Annotated in this window: 18 protein-coding genes and 1 tRNA gene; 8 read left to right on the forward strand and 11 right to left on the reverse strand. The window is 40.6% G+C overall.

What is annotated here, in order from left to right:
• Nucleotides 1–2 precede the first annotated feature (2 nt).
• The 4 genes from FRX45_RS05080 (at nucleotide 3) to FRX45_RS05095 (ending at nucleotide 4,471) form a co-directional block, all read left to right on the forward strand.
• Nucleotides 3–1,199 carry a hypothetical protein gene (locus tag FRX45_RS05080; RefSeq protein ID WP_152267312.1) on the forward strand — a complete coding sequence of 399 codons (1,197 nt, stop codon included), beginning with the start codon at nucleotides 3–5 and terminating at the stop codon, nucleotides 1,197–1,199.
• 339 nt (nucleotides 1,200–1,538) lie between these two features.
• Entirely contained in the window at nucleotides 1,539–2,117 is a 579-nt protein-coding gene (locus tag FRX45_RS05085; protein WP_152267313.1) for a tail fiber domain-containing protein, read from the forward strand.
• Nucleotides 2,118–2,134: 17 nt separating this feature from the next.
• Nucleotides 2,135–2,698 carry a hypothetical protein gene (locus FRX45_RS05090; protein ID WP_152267314.1) on the forward strand — a complete coding sequence of 188 codons (564 nt, stop codon included), beginning with the start codon at nucleotides 2,135–2,137 and terminating at the stop codon, nucleotides 2,696–2,698.
• Between the two features lie 309 nt (nucleotides 2,699–3,007).
• Nucleotides 3,008–4,471 carry a Fic family protein gene (locus FRX45_RS05095; RefSeq protein ID WP_152267315.1) on the forward strand — a complete coding sequence of 488 codons (1,464 nt, stop codon included), beginning with the start codon at nucleotides 3,008–3,010 and terminating at the stop codon, nucleotides 4,469–4,471.
• Nucleotides 4,472–4,769: 298 nt separating this feature from the next.
• Here FRX45_RS05095 and FRX45_RS05100 read toward each other — a convergent pair whose 3' ends face one another.
• Nucleotides 4,770–5,789 carry a beta propeller repeat protein gene (locus FRX45_RS05100; RefSeq protein WP_152267316.1) on the reverse strand — a complete coding sequence of 340 codons (1,020 nt, stop codon included), beginning with the start codon at nucleotides 5,787–5,789 and terminating at the stop codon, nucleotides 4,770–4,772.
• A gap of 107 nt (nucleotides 5,790–5,896) precedes the next feature.
• On the opposite strand from FRX45_RS05100, the gene FRX45_RS05105 reads away from it, so the two are divergent.
• Nucleotides 5,897–6,565: a protein-L-isoaspartate(D-aspartate) O-methyltransferase gene (locus tag FRX45_RS05105; RefSeq protein ID WP_152267317.1), complete on the forward strand. Its 669-nt coding sequence runs from the start codon at nucleotides 5,897–5,899 to the stop codon at nucleotides 6,563–6,565.
• Between the two features lie 70 nt (nucleotides 6,566–6,635).
• On the opposite strand, the gene FRX45_RS05110 is transcribed toward FRX45_RS05105, so the two are convergent.
• Nucleotides 6,636–9,218: an outer membrane beta-barrel family protein gene (locus FRX45_RS05110; protein WP_152267318.1), complete on the reverse strand. Its 2,583-nt coding sequence runs from the start codon at nucleotides 9,216–9,218 to the stop codon at nucleotides 6,636–6,638.
• 343 nt (nucleotides 9,219–9,561) lie between these two features.
• Here FRX45_RS05110 and FRX45_RS05115 point away from each other — a divergent pair.
• Nucleotides 9,562–9,639 (forward strand) — tRNA-His (locus tag FRX45_RS05115).
• Here FRX45_RS05115 and FRX45_RS23690 read toward each other — a convergent pair.
• Nucleotides 9,628–9,759, reverse strand: coding sequence for a hypothetical protein (locus tag FRX45_RS23690; protein WP_262884196.1), 132 nt, complete (start codon nucleotides 9,757–9,759; stop codon nucleotides 9,628–9,630). The genes FRX45_RS05115 and FRX45_RS23690 overlap by 12 nt on opposite strands.
• A gap of 97 nt (nucleotides 9,760–9,856) precedes the next feature.
• Here FRX45_RS23690 and FRX45_RS05120 point away from each other — a divergent pair, with 97 nt between their 5' ends.
• Nucleotides 9,857–11,992: a carboxy terminal-processing peptidase gene (locus FRX45_RS05120; RefSeq protein WP_152267319.1), complete on the forward strand. Its 2,136-nt coding sequence runs from the start codon at nucleotides 9,857–9,859 to the stop codon at nucleotides 11,990–11,992.
• A 103-nt stretch (nucleotides 11,993–12,095) separates the two neighbouring features.
• Here FRX45_RS05120 and phnY read toward each other — a convergent pair whose 3' ends face one another.
• The 3 genes from phnY to FRX45_RS05135 all read right to left on the reverse strand — a co-directional run bounded on the left by phnY (nucleotide 12,096) and on the right by FRX45_RS05135 (nucleotide 15,488).
• Nucleotides 12,096–13,508 (reverse strand): phosphonoacetaldehyde dehydrogenase, encoded by a 1,413-nt coding sequence (phnY, locus tag FRX45_RS05125; protein ID WP_152267320.1) that lies wholly within the window; start codon nucleotides 13,506–13,508, stop codon nucleotides 12,096–12,098.
• A 22-nt stretch (nucleotides 13,509–13,530) separates the two neighbouring features.
• Nucleotides 13,531–14,772 (reverse strand): phosphonoacetate hydrolase, encoded by a 1,242-nt coding sequence (gene phnA, locus FRX45_RS05130; protein ID WP_152267321.1) that lies wholly within the window; start codon nucleotides 14,770–14,772, stop codon nucleotides 13,531–13,533.
• 125 nt (nucleotides 14,773–14,897) lie between these two features.
• The gene (locus tag FRX45_RS05135) at nucleotides 14,898–15,488 is read right to left on the reverse strand and encodes a helix-turn-helix domain-containing protein (protein WP_152267322.1); all 591 of its coding nucleotides are present in this window, start codon (nucleotides 15,486–15,488) and stop codon (nucleotides 14,898–14,900) included.
• A gap of 344 nt (nucleotides 15,489–15,832) precedes the next feature.
• Here FRX45_RS05135 and FRX45_RS05140 point away from each other — a divergent pair, with 344 nt between their 5' ends.
• The gene (locus tag FRX45_RS05140) at nucleotides 15,833–16,438 is read left to right on the forward strand and encodes a 2,3-bisphosphoglycerate-dependent phosphoglycerate mutase (protein WP_152267323.1); all 606 of its coding nucleotides are present in this window, start codon (nucleotides 15,833–15,835) and stop codon (nucleotides 16,436–16,438) included.
• A gap of 109 nt (nucleotides 16,439–16,547) precedes the next feature.
• Here FRX45_RS05140 and FRX45_RS05145 read toward each other — a convergent pair whose 3' ends face one another.
• From FRX45_RS05145 to FRX45_RS05165, 5 genes are all read right to left on the reverse strand, one after another.
• On the reverse strand, nucleotides 16,548–17,180 hold the full coding sequence (locus FRX45_RS05145) for a response regulator transcription factor (protein ID WP_152267324.1): 633 nt from the start codon (nucleotides 17,178–17,180) through the stop codon (nucleotides 16,548–16,550).
• 67 nt (nucleotides 17,181–17,247) lie between these two features.
• Nucleotides 17,248–18,018 (reverse strand): sensor histidine kinase, encoded by a 771-nt coding sequence (locus FRX45_RS05150; protein WP_152267325.1) that lies wholly within the window; start codon nucleotides 18,016–18,018, stop codon nucleotides 17,248–17,250.
• A gap of 91 nt (nucleotides 18,019–18,109) precedes the next feature.
• A complete protein-coding gene (locus tag FRX45_RS05155) occupies nucleotides 18,110–19,966 on the reverse strand; it encodes a PAS domain-containing sensor histidine kinase (protein ID WP_152267326.1) in 1,857 nt (618 codons plus the stop codon).
• A 60-nt stretch (nucleotides 19,967–20,026) separates the two neighbouring features.
• Nucleotides 20,027–20,386 (reverse strand): cupin domain-containing protein, encoded by a 360-nt coding sequence (locus tag FRX45_RS05160; RefSeq protein ID WP_226804980.1) that lies wholly within the window; start codon nucleotides 20,384–20,386, stop codon nucleotides 20,027–20,029.
• A 508-nt stretch (nucleotides 20,387–20,894) separates the two neighbouring features.
• A complete protein-coding gene (locus FRX45_RS05165) occupies nucleotides 20,895–21,455 on the reverse strand; it encodes a helix-turn-helix domain-containing protein (RefSeq protein WP_152267327.1) in 561 nt (186 codons plus the stop codon).
• Nucleotides 21,456–21,459: the final 4 nt, after the last annotated feature.

Below are 21,459 nucleotides of genomic sequence, written 5' to 3' on the forward strand. Positions count from 1 at the left end.
TTATGCTGAACTCAAAAAACGGGTTATTAATAATATATGTGATTCTTTGCATTGGGTGTACTTCAAATAAGACTAAAACTACAAATGCAGAGAAGGTTAAAAATGGCTCAATTTTTCTCGACCACAATTTAGTTAACCTTTTTTTGGGTATTGAGATAACTGGAGATAGTTCGAACATTGTTAGCAAAATAATCGCTTCTTTAAATTGTTCACAGTATGAAGTGGCAGGCAAGTTGTTGGTGTCAAATTATTCTTGTGACACTGTGTATCATTCAGGATTTTGGGGATTGCAAAACACAAATCAATTGGATAATATTGGCTCGTATTTATTTTTCCGATACGAAAGTTTTTTGAATAACCTTCCCCAAGAACAGCAAGAGCTTATGATTGTTGGTTCACTTATTCATAAGCCTCAAATCTTAAATGCAATACAAGAATTAGAATATTCATATGTTAAGAATTCGAATAATCATGATTCTTTGAGCGCAACTCACATTATCCATCAAGCTAAGAAATTAATGAATGGATCACAAAAACGCATTAGGCGTATTGAGTTTATTTTAGCAAATTCACTTTTTGATGTTGGAGATATTAATGGAGGATTGATTGTTTTTAAGAAGCTAATCGAAGAGAACTATTATGCTTTACCTTCTTTTAAAAGAATCATTAACACTCTTAGGAACGCTGCCGATTCTGCCCAATTGGAACAATATATCGACCAATTTAAAAATAGATTTCCAGATGAATATTTAGTGCAACAAATAAACCACAATAATAGTTCAACTGCAGATATTGTGGCAGCTACTCACGAATTTGCAGTTAAAAATAATCAAAGAGATTTTATTCTGGCCAAAACAATTTTAGCAAGACACTACTTAAACAACAAAAATTATTTGGAAGCTGATTCAATAATTAACGAATATTTTAAAAATTTTAAAGAGTTTACAGCAAATGATTTTCTTGTAAAATATGAGAGAGGCGTTTTCTTTGACTTACAAATGAGAAGGTTTTATATGCAGAATAAATTCGATCGCTTATGTGAATATGCATTAATTTCTTTACGCGAGAATCCTGTAATAGAAATAAAAAATGAGAAGGATTTTAAAAACTATATAAAATTCCTTTATAAAAAGTATACAAACAAGAATTCAGATGGGTTCGATGACTTTTTTAACTCACATTTTGAAGACTGTCGATAATATCAATGAATTGGTTTACTGGCACACTTCAAGTCATTGGTTCTTATTACAAAACCTGCTGTGATACGGAAAATTAGGATAGACGAAAAACAGCGCAGGGCAATTGCGGGAGGCGTTTCAATTCGGTAGCCTTGCATGATGAACACGCGCGATAAAGATGGGATCTGCAACATACGCAAATAAGAAATTATGCTCATTGAAAATTAGTTTTTATTGAAAATGCTTTCTAAACCATAATCTTTATCAATTAAAAAAATAATTGTTTTCGCTTGAGCATTACTTGTTTAAAAAATATTAAGTAAAAAAAATTAATAAAACACACTATTAAACCCTGTCAAAATGAAAAAACAAACTTTATCCCTATCATTCTTGTTACTAACGTCAGTTGCTTTTGCACAAATTAATTTAACTCCAGGCTATATAACTATTGGTGGAGTGCCGGCCCAAACCAATTATGGTACAACTGTGCAAGGAAGCTTGTATGTAACACACAATACCAATGGTTCCAAATTCTTCCAGTTCGAAATATGGAATGGCAGAATAGCCACTACCGGCAACTGGTGTGTTTTTTACAACACGCAAAGAAACACTTTTAACGATCTTGCTGTGGGTGCCGTCTTTAATTACTCCGACAGTCGTGCCAAAACAAATATTACGCCTATAAAGTATGACTTTTCAACGCTTAGTAAGTTAAAGCCCGTAAACTACCAACTGCTTAAAAACCTGTCTGGTGAAACTGATCACCTCGAACTCGGCTTGATTGCCCAGGAAATGGAACAGGTAATGCCGGAACTGGTACGTACAGACAAAGACGGCAAAAAGTTATTAAACTATACGGCACTCATACCCGTTCTGATAAAATCAATACAGGAGTTGCAATTGGAAGTTGCCGAACTAAAAGCTGCCGCGGCAAAATAAAGTGCTGCCATAGTTAAATGAGTTCTCTTTATCCGTTCTGCAAGCCGCAGAAAAATCCGGCGCTGACGGCACGGGAAGCCACTTATTTAACCGGCAGCACGGGATTGAAACAGGTAAAATACGAGTACGACTTAGTGAGCGGCAAGGTGAACAAGGTGCTGTACTCGGATGGGAAATGGGATCAATTCTATTATCAATATCTCTACATTGCCGATAACCGGGTAACTGAAGCGCTCAGCAGCCGCACCAATGAGCGTGAGCCTGCCCTGTGGGTAACAGAGACCACCTATCATTATTACCTGCACGGGCCACTGGCAAGAGTAGAACTTGGTAAAAATAATGTAGAGGGTATGGATTATGCCTATACGTTGCAGGGAGTGAACGGGCATTTTTTAGATGTAAGGGACATGAGTGGTGATGGTCTTTCGGAATCACCGTTCCAGAACCATGCAAGGGATTCCCTGGCCTGTTCGAACGGCAAGGCCGGGCGGACAATAGAAGCGTGGGAAAAGCTGCGTAGAATTGTTACAGTACAAGTGTGCGACGCCCGTCCGAACGGATTTGTCCGGCCAGGCAAGTAAAGATCAAGAGCAGCACTACAGCTAAGTACATAAAATTCACAACCTTATACCTTACTCCTTACCTGAAGCTTCATTGGTAATAGCGTTTCTGAATCTTCATCTCAATGGACCGATCTGTGATTCCATTATAATAATAATTAGGGCGAAAATATGTCCAAAAACGAAATATTTGGATTAAAATATTTCCATGGAATTTATTTTAGTGAGAATAAGATTATATTTGGATTAAAATATTTCCATAAATTGCGTATTTGGGTTAAAATATTTCCTGCTGAATGCAGAAACTTAAATTAGGAGGAAAATATTACTATGGATAGACTCAAGGAAATTATAATTGGAACAAAAGAGCGGTCAAAAGAAATCGGAAAACTTGAAGATCAGGGTCGGGTGCGCAAAATAGCGCCCAGAATATACACCTCCAGTTTAGAAGAAGCTCCAGAAAAAATAATCCGACGAAATTGGTACAGGCTTGTTTCCGACCTGTTCCCGGACGCTCTTTTAAGTCATAGAAGCGCCATAGAAAGAATACCCACACCTGAAGGACATCTTTACCTTACCCGCAGTTATAAAGGAATGGTTGAATTGCCAGGGCTGATACTACATTTCATAAAAGGACCGGCTCCTTTAGAAGATGATATGGCATTTTTTGGGAATCTCAGGGCATCAGGGCTGGCCCGTGCCTGCCTGGAAAATTTGCAAAGAACTAAAGGTTCTGGTGAGGATTCCAAAACCCTCAGCCGGGAAAAACTAGAAGAAAAGATAGAGGCCTATTTAAGAGTAAAGGGGGAGGATGCACTCAACCAGGTTAGAGACAGGGCAAAAGCAATCGCACCGCAGCTAAATATGGAAAAGGAACTGGCAGTGCTAAACCAATTAATTACCGGCCTGCTTGGCACAGGCCTATCAAAGAATCTCGTAAGTTCTGTTGCGAGGGCAAGAGTGCTTGGTGAGCCGATAGACCTGGACAGAATTCAACTTTTTGAATCGTTGTATGAAGAACTGGTAAAAAGGGAATATCCTGACTATCCTGATAAAAACAGGAGTATTCAATCCTATCAAAATTTTGCTTTTTTCGAAGGATATTTTTCGAATTACATTGAGGGTACAGAATTTACCGTTGATGAAGCCAGGCAGATTATAACTACTGCCGCACCCTTGCCTGCAAGAGATGAAGATTCACATGACGTATTGGGAACTTACCAGGTTGTATCAAACAGGTCTGAAATGTCAATTCAACCAGCAAGCCCTGAAGATTTATTAAAGCTATTAAGAGAAAGGCATGCTGTATTATTAAGTGCCAGAAAATCTAAGAATCCCGGGGAGTTTAAGGATAAGAATAACCGCGCCGGAGCTACCGAATTCGTGGACATGAAACTTGTACCAGGAACATTGAAAAAAGGATATGAATGGTACAGCATGCTCCAGCATCCCTTCGCAAAAGCTGCGTATATGATGTTTCTGGTAAGCGAAGTTCATCCTTTCCTGGATGGGAATGGCAGAATTGCAAGAGTAATGATGAATGCTGAATTCAGCTCCAAAGCCTTATCAAAAATTATTATTCCAACAGTATATAGGGAAGATTACATGGGAGCTATTAAAAAGTTAACAAAGCAAAGAGAAAGTGATGCCTATATACGCATGCTTTTGCGCGCATGGGAGTTCAGCAGTTATGTTTACAATAACAATCCCGAAACTATGGAAGCATATTTAAAAGAGTGCAATGCTTTTTTAACCCCCAAAGAAGGTTATCTGAAAATCATTCCCGGGAAATAAACTCATTCTTATAGTAGGAATAAGCATACTTGGTAAAGGCGTAGGTGTTGTTGGTGAAGCTGATACACACGACCCTGCGCGCAACACCAACAGCGGCAATAATGGCGTACTAACCCGTCCGAACGGATTCGTCCGGGCGGGCAAGTAAAGATCAAGAGCAGCACTACAGCTGAGTACATAAAATTCACAATCTTATACCAAAACTGATAACTCATAGCCGAAAGCAGAATAGTACTGCATCGGCGTTGCATCTTGCAACCTTGACAAAAAACCATAAACTATAAACTTCTGTATCCCATCACCACACCAACCTCGCAACCCTTCCATCTTTGCCTGCAAGGAATACCATTTTTCCGTTCTTCGCTTTCCGGCATACATGAAAACCTTTGTTACTGATAAATTTCCAGTTCATCCCTCCATCGTCAGATACATCAACACCCGAAGTACCACAGGTTATTAATTTATTTTTAGTAATATATTCCACGCAACTTCTGTAGCCTTTCGGAGGTGTTTGCGGTATTGCCCAGGTATTGCCGCCATCTTTACTTACCGCGGAATTTTGTGCAGCAACGCTGTCTGCCGCAAAATCGCCTCCCACTACTACCATATATTTTGCAGGCTTTTGTTTTTTATTGTTGTATACGGCTATAGCATTTGCCCCGGTTGTTTCCCTGCCCTGTACTAACGGAAGATCAATTGTTTTGTTACGTACAAATAATCTTGATACAGTTCCGCCGGTTACAAAACAGGCTTCTTTTTTTGAAAGCGGTCTTATATTGGTACCACTGGCGGCAAACATGGCTTCCCCGGTTTTAGCCACCGGGTAATTTTGTTCGGGTAAATGCTGCCAGGTGTTTCCACCATCAAAAGTTCTTGCAATAAATATTTTTCCTTCCAGTGGGTCGCCAATTGCTATTCCACTTTGTTCATTCCAAAATTCCATGGCATCCAAAAACATGCCCTTGCGCTTATCTTCAAAAACTACTTTCCAGGTACTGCCACCATCGTTGGTTTTTAAAATATAGGCCGGTGCTGCAATGCCCATAATAACAGCGGTAGCGGCATCAAAAGCTTCTATATCCCTGAAGTCGTTTTTTTCAAATCCTTTTACCTGCATCCATTTCCATGTTTTGCCACTGTCTACCGATCTGCCAATGGTTCCACCGGTTCCGCTTACCCAGACCACTTTATCATCAACAACGCTTAATCCTCTTAAAGAAATTCCTGTTCCCGAATGGAGCATTTCAATATGTTGCGCAAAAACAACAACGGGCAGCAGACAAAAAATAAGTAAGGAAAAAGGTTTTACGATAGGCATGTTTGCTTGTTTTTCAATTCAAAATAAAACAGGAACAGGCAATTGTTTTGGAGCTATTGCAAAGATCAGCCATTTTGATCAGTCAATTTTTTATCTTGCAGCCGCACATGAAAAAGTATGAAGACGAATATCGTCATAAAGGCCTGCGCCGCAAACTAATTGCTTCTTTGCAAAAAAAAGGTATTTCCGATCAAAAAGTGCTGGATGCTATGAACAATATCCCCAGGCATTTTTTTATGGACCTGGCCTTTGACCAGATTGCTTATGAAGACAGGGCATTTCCTATTGGCGAACAGCAAACCATTTCACAGCCCTATACAGTGGCCTATCAAACCCAGTTGCTGGAAGTAAAGCCTTTTGACAAAGTATTGGAAATTGGTACCGGAAGCGCTTACCAGAGCGTGGTATTGGCCGAGCTGGGTGCCCAGGTATATACGATTGAACGACAGAAAAAACTATTCGACAGCAATAAAAATTTTAGTTACCTGAAAAAATATCCTGGTATAAAATTTTTTTACGGCGATGGTTTTGAGGGATTGCCCACCTATGCCCCCTTTGATAAAATAATAGTAACGGCTGCAGCACCGCAAATACCACCAAAGCTTGTGGAACAGTTACGAACAGGAGGTAAGATGGTCATTCCTGTTGATGAGAGCAATACACAACGCATGCTGAGATTAACCAAAAAGGCGGATGGAACGCTGGCTGAAGAAAAATTTGATTCCTTTTCATTTGTGCCTATGCTGGGTGGTAAAACAAATGGTAACGGGCAATAAGCAGCAAAGCCATTGACACTTTAATCAATGGCTTTACCGTATGATGGCTTTTCATAAAAATTCGTTGCTGCTATTGCATCATATCATCTCCGCCTTCAGTTCCTGTTCGGTTGTTTTTACGTTTGAAAAGGGATACATCAAACTTGCCGAAGCGGTAAGAGAAATTAAGCCTGAATATACGTCCGTCTCTTTTTCTCCACATATCCTGTATAAACACACTGTTTTCTGAATGTGAATCGTATATGCGGGTTTTAAAAATATCATTGGCGCTAAGGGTAATAGCCGCTTTTTTATCTTTCATGAACTCTTTGCGAATGGCTATGTCCACCCCGTAATTGGGATTGATATATCCCTGGGCTGCACCGTTGGAGCCGCCAAAAAAACCACCGCCTCTTCCGCCGCCGCCACCCTGTGGTACCAGTGTGCGGGACTGATAATCTCCTGATAGTTGTATGGTGAAATTAGCCGGGAGTTTAAAATTGAAATTCATTTTTCCAAAAAAAGCCCAGCGGTCATTTATTCCAATTGCCGAATCCAATCCACTATTATCAATACGCGCATTATAAAAATTAAGATTAGTGGTTACATCCGCCCATTTGGCAAGCGGGTTTTTTGAGGTGATCTCCAATCCGTATGACCGGCTTGAATTGGCATTGATATAAGAAATAACCATGGCCGAATCCAGTTTGCCATCCGGCAGGGGAACATTGTATTGCCTGCTTTGATAGCCGGTAATAAGGTTGTTGGTTTGTTTGAAATAGGCAGAGGTAAGAAGGCTATGCCCACTGCCCAGCGATTTGCTGTAGTTTAACTCAAAGGAATTGGTGAATTCCGGCTTCAATGCCGGGTTGCCCACGCGTATATTCAGCAGGTCCGATACATCATAATAAGGGATCTGCTGCCAGAAATTGGGACGGTTAATGCGGCGCGAATAATTCAACTGCAGATCCTGCCCGGGACTTAAGGTTTGCGTTACAAACACACTTGGGAAAAATTGTATTGGGTAATCATTTGAAAAAGTTTCACCGGTACTGAGCAGCGTGCCCTTATATCGCGAACTTTCTGCCCTTAGTCCCAACTGGTATGAAAAATTTTCTCCTAATTTATTGGAATAAGTAGAATACGCCGCATATACCTGGTCGTTGTATTTATAATTGGAGCTGGCAGATGGGATAACAATAAATTGATCCATGTCATAATTAAAAGCGGAATTTTCATTAATATTTTTGTTATCTCTTATCGCTGCACGTAAACCGCCTTCAAATTTTCCTTTTCCAACAGGGCTGGTATAATCAGACTGAACCGTCCAGAATGTGCTGCTTCCGGACGAAGTGAGTCGCTGCAAAGCGGGATCGCCCAAAAAGCTTCCATCGCTATTGTAGTATTGCGTGGTATAATCACCACTGCCCGAATTGGAACTGCTGTTGTAATTAAAATCGGCTGTAAGCTCACGTCCCTGTTTGGGAAAGAGGTGCTTATATCCCAGGGCCGGCCCGAAGTTTTTGAAGTTGCGTTTATTGATGGTTGTTCTTATGGCATCCTGTGTTTTTATCGGCGACGACATGGTGTCTATATGTATATTATCCACCTGGCTGCTGTTAAACTCTCCATTGGGTAACGACATGGAGAGCGTAAATGAATTCCGGTTGTCCATCAGGTAATCAAATCCTATTCTCCCAAATAAAAATTGACCCGTGTTGGTTGAATTGCTGGATTGGTCAAGAATAGTATTTTGCAATTTGTTGGCGTAAATATTTTCACGGTAAGTATGTCCTTCACTCAAACTTTTACGCTGGTGCAAATTCAATCCCAGGAAAAAGTTGAATTTGCCCTGCTTTACATTGATATCGCCACCGAGATTTATTTTTCCTCTCGAATCAATGCCGGCCCTGATGTTTCCGTTGTAACCGGCTTTGCGGTTTTTCTTGAGCACTACATTTAAAATGCCTGCAGTTCCGCCTGATGCGTCAAATTTAGCCGAAGGGTTGGTAATGATCTCCACGCTTTCTATTGCATCTGCCGGAATCTGGTCTAAAGTAAGTGTAGTTGGCCGCCCGTCTACAAATATAGTAGGCGCTGCGTTGCGCAAGGTAACATTGCCATCAATATCAACATTAACGCCAGGCACATTTTTCATGATCTCTGTAGCGGTTTGCCCGGTGGTGGTGATGTTTTTGTCTACATTAAATATTTTCCTGTCAACCCCCATCTGGAACATGGGTTTTGTAGCTACCACTGTTACTTCGCCCAATTGCTGTATGTCGGCTTCCAGCTTCAGATTACCCAGGTCCTTATCTAAGTTGCGGGCATCGAACTTAATGATTTGTTCCAAAGGGGTATAGCCAATGGCGGTTACAGCAAGCCGGAATTGCCCCATGGCAGGCAGGTTTTCGAGGCTGAACTCTCCTTTTGATGTGGTGAGTTGCCCGGCAATGGTAACATCCTTTTTTTGGCCCGATGCTGAATCTGTTTTGGATTGAATAAGCAGCACAGATGCTGCATCAATACCTTTATTGGTGGATTCGTCAACAATTTTTCCATAAAATCTCCCTGTTGTATTCATGCCTTGTCCTCCACGATTGGCGCCGCGGGGCGCCTGGGCAAACAAACCAACAGAAAGCATACAAAAAATAAAGAATAAAACTGATCTCATTGATTGTGTTTTTATCAGCAGGTATCATTTTATATAATGAAATTTCATTACATTAATGGTCTGCCGGTTTTTGAAATTCAAAATTCAGGGTATTAACCCGTTGCTTTATCGCATTGGTACCAATGGCAAAAATACACGTATAAAAGGGTGTTGGTAAAGGATTTAGGTTAATGAACGTTAAAGGTATTTTGCTTGTTGCCCGGGCAGGGTTCCTCATCCTTTTCTTTACTTTAGCGGGGGATGATAGAGTACAACTGTGCGTCCCTCACTAAAGTTTGAAATGGACCTATTGAAATTTTGCACGCATCTGTTTTTCTTCTATTTTTGCAGCCTCATTAAAACGGTGGTTATAGCTCAGTTTGGTTAGAGCATCAGATTGTGGTTCTGAGGGTCGTGGGTTCGAGTCCCATTAGCCACCCCATAATAATAAACTATAATATTTTGGTGAAAAGCGGTATACCTGTATGCCGCTTTTGTTTTTTGAACCATTTAACCTTTTAAAAGGCTGTATGGTTAATGAAACAATTTTTTTACCCTTCATGTATATTTTACAAATCCTTGGCTAATTCATTTACGCGACCGGCAACATAACTGTATTATTTCCGTTATTTTTGATTATGCAAAAAGTGTTGAAGCTTATGTTTAATAAAAAATCTTTGCCAGTAGTACTGGTTGTTTTTGCTGCGGGTATTTTCGCGGCATTTCAAACCATTGGTTTAGGCAACCCGCCAACCAAATATGAAAAAATTATAAGACAGGTAGGTGTAATGCTTGAACAGGGGCATTATAGTCCCAAAAAAATTGATGATAACTTTTCAAAAGAAGTTTTTTCAAAATACTTAGAAGCGATTGATCCTGAAAAACAGATCTTTTTAAAATCCGATGTGGAACAACTGAAGCAGTTTGAAAATAAAATTGACGATGAAATCCACGGTTCGCCATTGCAGTCTTTTCAGTCTGTCAGCGACATCTATGGTAAAAGACTACTGGAATATTTATCATCTTATAAAGAAATACTGAGTAAACCTTTTGACTTTAATGCAGATGAAACACTGGTTGACGATAAAGACAAAACAGATTTTCCTGCCAGTGAAAAGGAACGAAAGGAAACCTGGCGCAAACGTTTAAAATACCAGGCCCTTGTAAGGTATGCAGACCTTATTGCCACTAACGAAAAAAATAAAGGGCAGAAAGATTATAAAGCCAGAACCAATACAGATATGGAAAAAGAAGCAAGAGAAAAAGTGCTTCAATCCACCAACCGCATAGCAGAGCGACTTAAAAATAAATTTACCGAAGAAGACCGGTTTAATGAGTTTGTAAATACCATTACCTCCTGCATGGATCCGCACACCACTTTTTTCCCTCCCATTGAAAAAAGATCTTTCGATGAACAGATGAGCGGGAGGTTTTATGGTATCGGGGCTTCGCTGCGGCAGGAAGAAGGTAATATTAAAATTATGACTTTGGTAGCGGGCAGCCCTGCATGGAAATCGGGACAGATACAGGTTGGCGATATTATTATTAAGGTAGGGCAGGGCAATGCGGAGCCGCAGGATATGGCAGGATATGATACGGAAGATGCGGTTAAGATCATACGCGGAAAGAAAGGCACGGAAGTGCGGTTAACATTAAAAAAGACAGACGGCACTACAAAAGTGGTATCGCTGATACGGGATGAAATAGTATTAGATGAAACTTTTGCCAGGAGCGCTATTGTGAACGAAGGATCAAGAAAGATCGGGTATATATATCTTCCGGAATTTTATGCCGATTGGGAGCGTCCCAATGGTGCAAAGTCTGCCGAAGACGTAGCTAAAGAAATTCAAAAGCTGAAAGCGGAGAATATTGACGGAATTATTATGGATTTGCGTAATAATGGTGGTGGATCTTTGTTCGACGTGATACAGATGGTAGGGTTGTTTATTGATGAGGGACCTGTTGTGCAGGTAAAAGACAGGCAGGGAACTCCATCGGTTTTGCGCGATAAAGATAAAGGTGTTTTATATGATGGGCCTTTGGCTGTTATGGTAAATGAATTCAGTGCTTCCGCTTCTGAAATTTTTGCCGCGGCAATACAGGATTATAAACGCGGCGTTATTATTGGCAGCACTTCTACCTATGGTAAAGGCACCGTTCAAAGAAATATAGGGCTGGATGGGGGCCGCAGCGGGCTTTTGGCCTCCGCCGAAGATGCAGCCGCTAACCTGGGAACAGTAAAATTAACCTTACAAAAATTTTACAGGATCAATGGCGGCTCAACCCAGCTAAAAGGTGTAACACCCGATATTGTACTGCCCGACCAGTTTGAATATCTCCAGTTTCGTGAAAAAGACAATCCCGATGCATTACAATGGGATGAGATCGCTAAGGCAAAATACACACCATGGAGCAATGGCACTGATATTACCACCATAAAAAAGACGGGAGAGGAAAGGATAAAGAATGATACTGTTTTTGAACAAATTAAAGCAAATACGCAACTGCTTTCTGATCTGAATGACAAGGTGTATACGCTCAATCTTAAAAAATATCAGCAGGAACAAAAAGAAATAAGAGATATTGTTAAGCAAATTGATAAGCTTACAAAAACCGAAAAAGCAAATCCCGTTGAGTTATTGACTGCCGATGTTGCCCGGTTCTCAAATGATGAAGCTAAGCAGGAGAGGCAGCAGCAATGGCTCAAAAACCTGAAATCCGATATTTATCTTAACGAAACAGTAAGTATCGTAAATAACATCATCAGCAAAAATGCAATAGTAAGATCGAAGTGATTGTAGTGTAGTATTAAAAAAGCGGTCAAAGGCGTGTGTCTTTGACCGCTTTTCTTTTATGGCATAGCTGCATAAGAATATGCACGCTCTTCTTATTAATAAATTACCAGGGCAGTGAGAAGGTTTTTACATAAGTGAAGCATTTCATCGCTTCAATTACACCTTCTTTTATTCCCAGTCCCGAATCTTTTATGCCTCCGAAGGGTGAGCTTTCTATACGGTATCCGGGCACCTCATTAATATTTACTGTGCCTACCTTTAGTTCTTTTATAAAACGGAGTGCATAATCCATATTATGGGTTACAATGCCCGAAGACAGACCATAAGCAGTAGAATTTGACAAGGCAATGGCATCATCAATATCTTTAAAAGTTAAAACAGGCGCCAGCGGTCCGAAAGATTCATGCATCACCATATCCGCATCACGCGGCACATCGGTAATAACGGTAGGTTCTAATAAAGCGCCGGTGCGTTTTCCGCCGTATAACACTTTTGCGCCCTGTTGTACTGCTTTGTTCACTACGTTTTCCAGGTAAATGGCGGCGGCCTCGTCAATCACTGTTCCTACCCGTGTTTCGGGATCTGCAGGATCGCCGCAGGTATATTCTTTTGTTTTTTGCAGGAATTTTTCAAGGAATGCATCTTTTATTTTTTCGTGGACCAGTATCCGTTTTACAGCGGTACAACGCTGCCCGCTGTTGCGAAATGATCCTTCGGCGGCAAGGTGAACCGCAGTATCCAGATCGGCATCTTCCATAATAATAAGCGGATCATTTCCGCCTAATTCTAATATTACTTTTTTGTACCCTGCAGATGCTGCAATGCGTTTACCCACAGCCACACTTCCCGTAAACGAAACTATATCAATGCGCGGATCTTTTACAAGCGGTTCGGCTATTTCATTGGTTGGTCCAAGCAGGGTGCTCAGCATATAATGGGGTAGTCCCGCTTCGTACAATAATTCGGTAAGCAGTATAGCCGTGAGCGGCGTTTTTTCGGAAGGCTTTAATATCACCGGTGTGCCTACGGCCAAAGCCGGTGCCAGTTTATGCACCACCTGGTTGAGGGGGTGATTAAATGGTGTAATACATGCTGCAAGGGCCAGCGGCTCGCGGAGGGTGAATATTTTTCTTGCTTTTCCCTGCGGTGAAATATCGCAGGAAAATATTTGTCCATCGTCTTTTAAGCTTTCCATTGCTGCAAAGAGCAACACATCATGCGCCCGGCCTGTTTCATAATTTGCTTCGCGTATAGCCAGTCCCGATTCCGCGCTTATGGTTTGAGCAAACCGTTCCTTGCGTTCTAACAGCAAATGCCGCGCTTTATCCAATATGCTGAAACGATCGTAGCGTGTAAGTTTTTTACCTCCTTTCAAGGCTGCTGCTATTGCCTGCTCAACATGCGAAGCTGTAGCCAAAGTAACAGTGCCCACTACACGATTGTCATAAGGGCTTTTAACTTCAAGAACTGCATCGTTTTGTACAGGGGTGCCTGCAACATAACAGGTCATTGTCATATCATCTGGTTTTAATCGTTAATTATCGGGTGCCATTTATAGTAAAATCAAATACATTGAAATTCCTGGGATCGCCCCATGCCTTCATTTGGTAAGCCATATTAAGGGGATGTGAAATAATAAGCGGAACCATTTCTTCATATCTTCCACCGTGCGAACGTAATGTTCCGTCTAATGCCGACAGGTCGTGATATCGCGGACGGCGGCCTACTGCCACATCTCTTGCAGAAAGCACTACCAGGTCGCCGGTACGGTCTTCGGGTTGCTCCAGCAGGTGCGTGGCGGTGGCTTTATCGTGTACTTCGGTTATGCCTGGCTGTAAGGATAACCAGTTTTTTACCTCATTTATTTTTTGTTTATCATTAACGTGCACTACTACATACGATCCTAAAGCGCCGTGATGCTTAACATAGGGATCGGTTATAGGGCAGATTACTCTGAAGCCTTCACCGAACTGCGCTTCCAGCATATCTTCCACAAACAAAACATTAGGCTCCCCGTTTGCTTTTACCTTGGGGTTCATTCCATGATCAGCAGTTGCGCCAACAATAGCGCCAGCCTGCACCAGCTTCCCTATTTCAGCATCCATCTGTTCGTAAAATGCCAGTGATGCTTCGGTTTCAGGGGCGTAGGTGTGCTGCATATAATCGGTTAGCGATAAATAAAGGAAATCTGCGAGTCCCTTTTGTATAAGGGCAACGCCTGCACGCAATACAAACAGGCTGGCATCCGCACTGTAAATAGCCGGCGTAGCATAGCCCACTATTTTTTCGGCATCATCTAATCCGTGCGTTTCTTTTTTTGCCAGGTTTGCTTTTTCGGCCGAAAAAGCAATACCATTTAATTTATAGGAGAGAATATCGCGAAGCTTTTCTTTTGCCGTTACTACCGCTACTTTGCGCCCGGCATTGGCTGCAGCGGCCAGAATGGTTTCCGCACGCAGGTATTCCGATGAATTCATCATCACTTCCTGGTCTTTTTCCACATCGTAAAAAAAGTTACCGCTTATGCCATGCACTGCGGGAGAAACACCGGTTACAATTGACGAGTTATTTACATTGGTAAAGGAAGGCAGGGCGCCGCGAACCATTCCGCGAAACCCGGTTTTGCTCATTTGCTGAAGGTTGGGTAAACGACCATGGGCGGCAGTAATATCAAGATATTCATCTGCAGAACCATCAATACAAATAACAACAATAGGTTTGGGGGGAGGATTGTAGGTGATGCCATTAACGGAAAAGGAAGCTGTAGCAATAGAAGCCATACAAAATGTTTATAAATACTAAATAAAGATATAGCAAAATTAAACATTTTAACGTTATTGCCTCTATAAGTTTCTTACATCTGCAAAAAATAAAGGAAATAGCTCAAGGAAACTGCGTCTAAAAACTAATTTTTATTACCCGTTATAAAGAAATATATAACCAGCATTAATGCATCTGTATTGCCGATATTAGACGGTTTATGCGGTAGTCTTCCATCAAAAAAAAGGGAATCTCCTTCTTCCAGTACATATTTATCCTCTTCAATCTGGTACTCTACGCTTCCTTTAATAATATATTTATATTCGTAAGCGTCTGTTTTAATCATCTGCGTACGCCGGGCCCCCTTTTTAAGTTCAAGTAAAATAGTATCCACGGGTCCGCCATCCATATTACGGGTTAATATTCTTTTATATTTAAAACCTTTGGCGGGTTCTTTTTCAAATGGTTGGTAGTCTGCGGTAGTTTTGATAATAACTTTTTGTTGCCCTTCTTTGCTGTGGCTGATATCTTCAAAAAAATCCTTCAGATCAATATTCAACGCCAGAACAATATTCATTAATACCGGCAGGGAAGGCACCGTACGGTTATTTTCAATCTGGGAGATCAACCCCTTGCTCACCTGGGCTTTGGTAGCCAGTTCCTGCACTGTTTTTTTTTGTGTTTTCCTGGTTTCCTTAATTTTATTACTGATCTGGATTAGTACATCTTCCTGCATTAGACTTGTTTTACTGCAATTGAATAAATTGACAAAGATAATATTAAGCTTTTTTGGTGATATAATAATTGTATGCCGACTAAAACATGGCAGGGAATGTGGCAAGAACCGGGAATACTGTTACATGAATCAATAAAATATCAAATCCAAAGCGCTAAACCCGAAATCCGGGGGAAAAGCATTAAGAACCAAATCAAGAACCAAATAAAATCTGTCTATCTATGGCAGGACAAGACACACCTGATACCTGAATGCTGATACCTGATAGTTTAATAGTTTTTGTACCTTTCTGCTCCTGCTTCCCGGGAATAAAAATATTCTTCATTCAATTAATTGAATAGCTTATGCCCTTATTGGTAATTATACGACACGGACAATCGCAATGGAACCTGGAAAACAGATTTACGGGTAATAAAGATGTGCCGCTTACAGAACTGGGCAGGGAAGAAGCGCATGTGGCCGGAAAAAAGCTTAAAAACATTGTGTTCGATCAGGCGTTCACATCATTACTGGAGCGGGCAGATGAAACGCTTGCTATTGTACTTGAGGAAATTGACCAGGCGGAATTACCTGTAATAAAGAACAGTGCCTTAAATGAAAGGAATTATGGCGACTTGCAGGGGCTGAATAAAACCGAAATGGCAAAAAAGTATGGTTCGCAACAGGTGGATCTTTGGCGGCGTGGTTATGATGTACAACCTCCGGGCGGTGAAAGCTTAAAGGATACCGCCACAAGAGTTATTCCTTTTTACCAGCAGGAAATAGAACCTTTGTTAATAGCCGATAAAAATATACTGGTAGTAGCGCACGGCAATAGTTTAAGGGCACTGATGATGTATCTTGAAAAGATAAGCCCTGAAAATATTATCACGGTCAATATTCCAACAGGGGTGCCACGCGTGTATACTTTCAGCAGTCACCTGAAACTGGTTGATGCTTTGTATATATAATAGGAAGTTAACAGTAAGTAGTAAGCGAATGGGAGCGTTTGCCCGTCTAAAGTTTCTTATCTTAATTTATTATGTGATTTTTATGTTTATCAATATCACCCCCGTTATTTCATACAAGGTCATAATTACCCTTTAACTCCTTTAGCTCGAAAAAATTACTGATGTTTAATTTCTTAAACATTTTTGATTTTTGAGTAGCCGCTGTTGATTTTTTTATCTCAAGCTGAATACATATTTCAGGCATTGTTTTGCCTGCCAGTAATAAGTCAGCAATTTCTCTTTCCCGGGGGGAAAGCGTTTTGAAAGGATTATCAGTTTTTAAAAGAGAAGATTGGTCTATTAAAGTATATGATAAAGAATCGCTTATGTAATTTCTTTTATTTAGTACCTGGTCTATGGCTATTTTCAGTATATCAAGTGGGGCATCTTTTGAAAGAAAGCCCTGAGCTCCTGCTTTTAACATTATGGGCGCATAAATACTTTCCGCACTCATTGAAAAAACCAATATTGACAGTTCGGGATAATGTATCCGGATATATTTAACCAGGGCAGTTGTATCTGTGCCGGGCATCTGTATATCCAGCATGAGCAGATCATACGAAGCCGACTGAAGTTTAATTAGTACACTGTCTCCATCGAATGCTTCCTGAATTTCAGCTCCGGGATAGATGCTTTCCAGCAATATTTTTACACCTTTCCTGACAATTTTATGATCATCTGCCAACAGAAATATTTTTGCCATGCTCACTTAAAATTTAATTAAGACATCCATCCACAATATTTCCTTCAAAGAAGTGATGTATTGTGTTTCACTCTTGTGCCAAAGCAATCCTTATTCCATCTTCAGAGAATGGCACATCATTTATGCAACCATTTGTTCCCTTATGGGAGCTCTCAAATAAAAGTATGAAACGTGTTCCCTTGCCCTCCTCGGATTCTACATTAATTTTAATATTATTCGACTTAAGAATATCATAGGTTGTTGCCAGCCCAAGGCCCATACCGCCTGGTTTCATGGTGAAATAAGGTTTAAATATTCGCTTCAGATTTTCTTTACTGATCCCGCAACCATTATCTTCAATAAGAATAAGATAATTACCATTGGCTGATTTTGTACTCAGCCTGAGCTCTCCGTTTACCGGCGGTGCCGCCTCAATGGCATTAATCAAAATATTAGTTAGGGCAATTTTTATTTTTGGCCTGTCAAATATGGTCCGCCAGTCCTGCGGGCCAAAAGATTTCCTGAACACAATTTTTTTAAGGTTTATCCGGTCTGCAGACATGTTTATTACTTCATCAAGCAGTTCATGAATGGAATGACGCCCCGGGTTTGCTTTATCAGGTTTTTGATAATTGACCGCCTCATTTACCAGGTCATTAATCCGGTTAGAACTTCGGATGATAATATCCACGTATCGTTTCAGATATTCATCCTTAATGAGTGCTTTCAGCATATTAGCTGACAAATTGATACTGGCAAGGGGATTACGCATTTCGTGGGCAAGGATTAGAGCAAATTGCGGAGGAGTATAAATCGAAGCCTTGGATCTGGTACTGGGCGATATAATGACGGGGTTCATCTGGCGAAATTTAGGTTAAGAATGTTTAATTGAAGGTTGCAGGATATTATATCGGGCAACAGCTATATCTTTTGCGTAGAGTATTCATTGGTCAAATATTTTTACTAGCTGTGAGAGCCACCGGTTCGGGGTTAGGCAATGGAATTACCAGGCTTAGTTCAAACCCCTTACCGGCTGCTGAAGCGATATGCACTTTTCCATTAAATAACTCAGTTCTGGTCATAATATTTCTGATACCAATTCCCAGGCTGTGTTCAGCCATATCGAATCCTTTCCCATTATCTGAAATGACCATTTTTAATTCCATTTCATTCAGTCTGATACCAATTTTAGCACGGGTAGCCTTCGAATGTTTGAGAATATTGGTTATTTGTTCCTGTACGATTCTGAAAATATTCAGTTGTAGTTTTTCAGACAGCATCTCTGCTTCAACGCCATGCACATCGAATTCGATTTTTATGGGATGAATCCTGACCATGTCATTTATTAAGTTTCTGATATTGGCAAATAACATATGCTGGTCCGGGATGATTAACGTTTTTGCAAGTTGCCTGAGTTCCTCTATTGCAGACCCCAATAGACGGCAGGACTCTTCCAGGTATAGCTTACTGTTGTTTTCATCTTTTTGTGCCATTTGTGTATACAGTTTGGCCATAGCCAGTACCTGATTTACATTATCATGTAATTCTCTTCCAATCTCAGCCCGTTGCTTCTCCTGGGCAATAAGAACTGCCTCTGTGATCTCCCGATGCTTTGTAAGTTTTTCTTCCAAAAGGCTGTTTTCTAAAAGGATCCTTTCTGTGATATCTGTTTCAATAGAAAAATATCTTTCGCTATTCCCCCATTCATCCAATAAGGGTTGACCCTGCACATGCATCCAAAACTTGCGGCCCGATTTACTGTAATTGACGATGTCGCAATTAAAAGATTGCTTGTTTTTCATCTTCTGTTTAACATATTCAGCGGTTGTTGCGGATGTGTCCCTGCCCTGAAGGAAAGCCGCAGGTTTCTTGCCCAGGGCTTCCTCCGGCTCGTATTCGGTAATCCGGGTAAAAGCCTTGTTGACCCAGGTAATTTTATTTTCAGCATCGGTAATGATGATGGCATTGTTCGTTTGCCGGGCGATCATGGTTAATCTTCTTTCACTTTCCAATACTTGCATTTCAGCCAATTTCCTTGCGGTAACATCCTGGGTGGAACCGATCATCCGGCAAGCTTTGTTTTCCTCATAAATGATATGAGCCCGGTCATGAACATAAGCATATTCTCCGTTAGCCCTTTCAAACCGGTAATCCTCTTCCCATAAGCTGCCCGATTTGGCGATGATAATTTTATGCAGACCAGCCAGAACACGTTCTTTATCATCCGGGTGCAGCCGGCTCTCCCAGAAAGATTGGGGAACGAGCGTATTTTCGATCGGAAAACCAAAAACTCTTTTATGACCTCCATCAATCCAGAACAACTCCTTATCTTGCAAATCCCATTCCCATAAGCAATCGTTGGTAACCTCTGTCACAAATTTGTACAGTTCGTGGAGTGCCCTGAGCTGTTCCTCCATACGTACGGACACCGACTGGTTACAATTTTTGATGGAAACAGAAAGCACATCGCTGGCAGGATAGACGATGATGTCGAACCAACCACCCATTTCTGCCCAATATTCACGGAAATGAATAGGGATATTTTGGAGAAACGCCTTATCGTAGATCCTGTAAAAATCCATTGGAATAATTCCGGCAAATTTTTCCCATAGGTTTTTCCCAACAATATCTTTCGAAAGTACACCCAGTAATTTCTCGGCCGCCTTATTCCAGCTAATCACAGTCCATTTCTTATCCACTGTTAAAAAGCCATTCAGAATTGTTTCAGAAATTGGTATGCAGGAATAGTCACTGTTGCTTTTCTGACGTGTAAAAGAAATGTGGTTTAAAGGAACCTGAACAACCATAAATCGCTATAATTTGATGAAACAGAATTGGATTTTCCCCTTATTTTACTAAAAAAGCATTTACTCGTACCCGCTTTTGATAATTGTCAGAATCATTTTGAACCGTCCATTAGGTGTAATGAAATTCGGCGCATGTGCCGGTATGATTATTCCTTGTCCCGATTGAAGTAAATGTGATATCTTATCAATTACGATCTCTGCCTTGCCTTCAATGATCTGTGCAAAGGAGTCGAACGGGGATATCTTTTCCGTTAATCCCTCTCCACTGTCAAAAGACATCACACTGATACTTCCTGTCGATTTTTTTATGATCGTTTTAATCACTACTGAATTAGCCATATACTCAATGATTTCAACAATGATATGTGATTTAGCTTTTTCCAATTCAATGTTGTCCATTTCTTTCGTTTTGTTATTCATAATCCGGGAATTTAAAAGCTTAATTATTTTCAGCCTGTCATCTTTGTTGAATTGGCAGGCAGGAATTTAGAAAGTGCAAGTGTTCTGTGAATTGAACAAAACCTGTTTTTTTAACTACAGATAAAGGAGTAACTACCGGATGCCCGATACGGTAAATTTCTTATTCTTCCTGTTCATTCAGTTTGTGGTTGGTTCTATGATTTTGGCTTTGCGCCTGGTCATATCGGGAAGGATTAATTTCTTCCGATGAAGGTAGATTGATTGGCAATAAGTATTGTTACACAGTTTCTGAAAAAGCTTACATAATTCACACATTTAGCTAATGGTACGCCCTCTGTATAAAAGATCCATGGGGATTAAGCGTTATTCCCGGGTAGGATGAGCTATTCCGGGACGTTGAAACCCTCTGGTAATACTATGTTACTAACTTAGATATGTTTGACTGCGGATATTTGTAAATGAAATGTTTTTGCCTTTAGCGTTTTTGCCATGGGATAACAACCGGGGGTTACATATTTTCCAGCATATTGCGCCTTTTATCCTTGAGCTGTTTGAAGTAGGAAGGCGTTAAGCCTGTTACTTGCTTAAACTGTTTGGAAAGATGCGCTACGCTGCTGTAATGCAACAGGTAGGCAATTTTTGTAAGGTTAAGTTCATCATATATGAGCAATTCCTTTACCCTTTCAATTCTGTGGGTAATAAGGAATTTTTCAATCGTAATACCCTGAGCTTCTGAAAACAGGTTGGCCAAATACGTGTAATCGTGGTTTAACTTTTGACTCAGGAATTCGGAAAAATTAATATTCAATGGTTCCTCTGAATAATGGACAAGTTCAATGATCACATTTTTTATCTTCTCTATAAGAACGCTTTTTTTGTCATCCATTAATTCAAGACCTGATTTAAGCAAAGCGGTTTTAATTGCATTATGCTGCGCCGTTGTGATATTCCCTGAAATATCTGCTTCGCCCAATTCTACCGATGTGAACGGCAATCCCAATTTATGAAGTTCCTCTTTCACCACCATCTTACAGCGGATACAAACCATATTTTTTATATGTAATTTCAAATGA

The sequence above is a fragment of the Agriterribacter humi genome, assembly GCF_009192765.1.
Lineage (GTDB): Bacteria > Bacteroidota > Bacteroidia > Chitinophagales > Chitinophagaceae > Agriterribacter > Agriterribacter humi.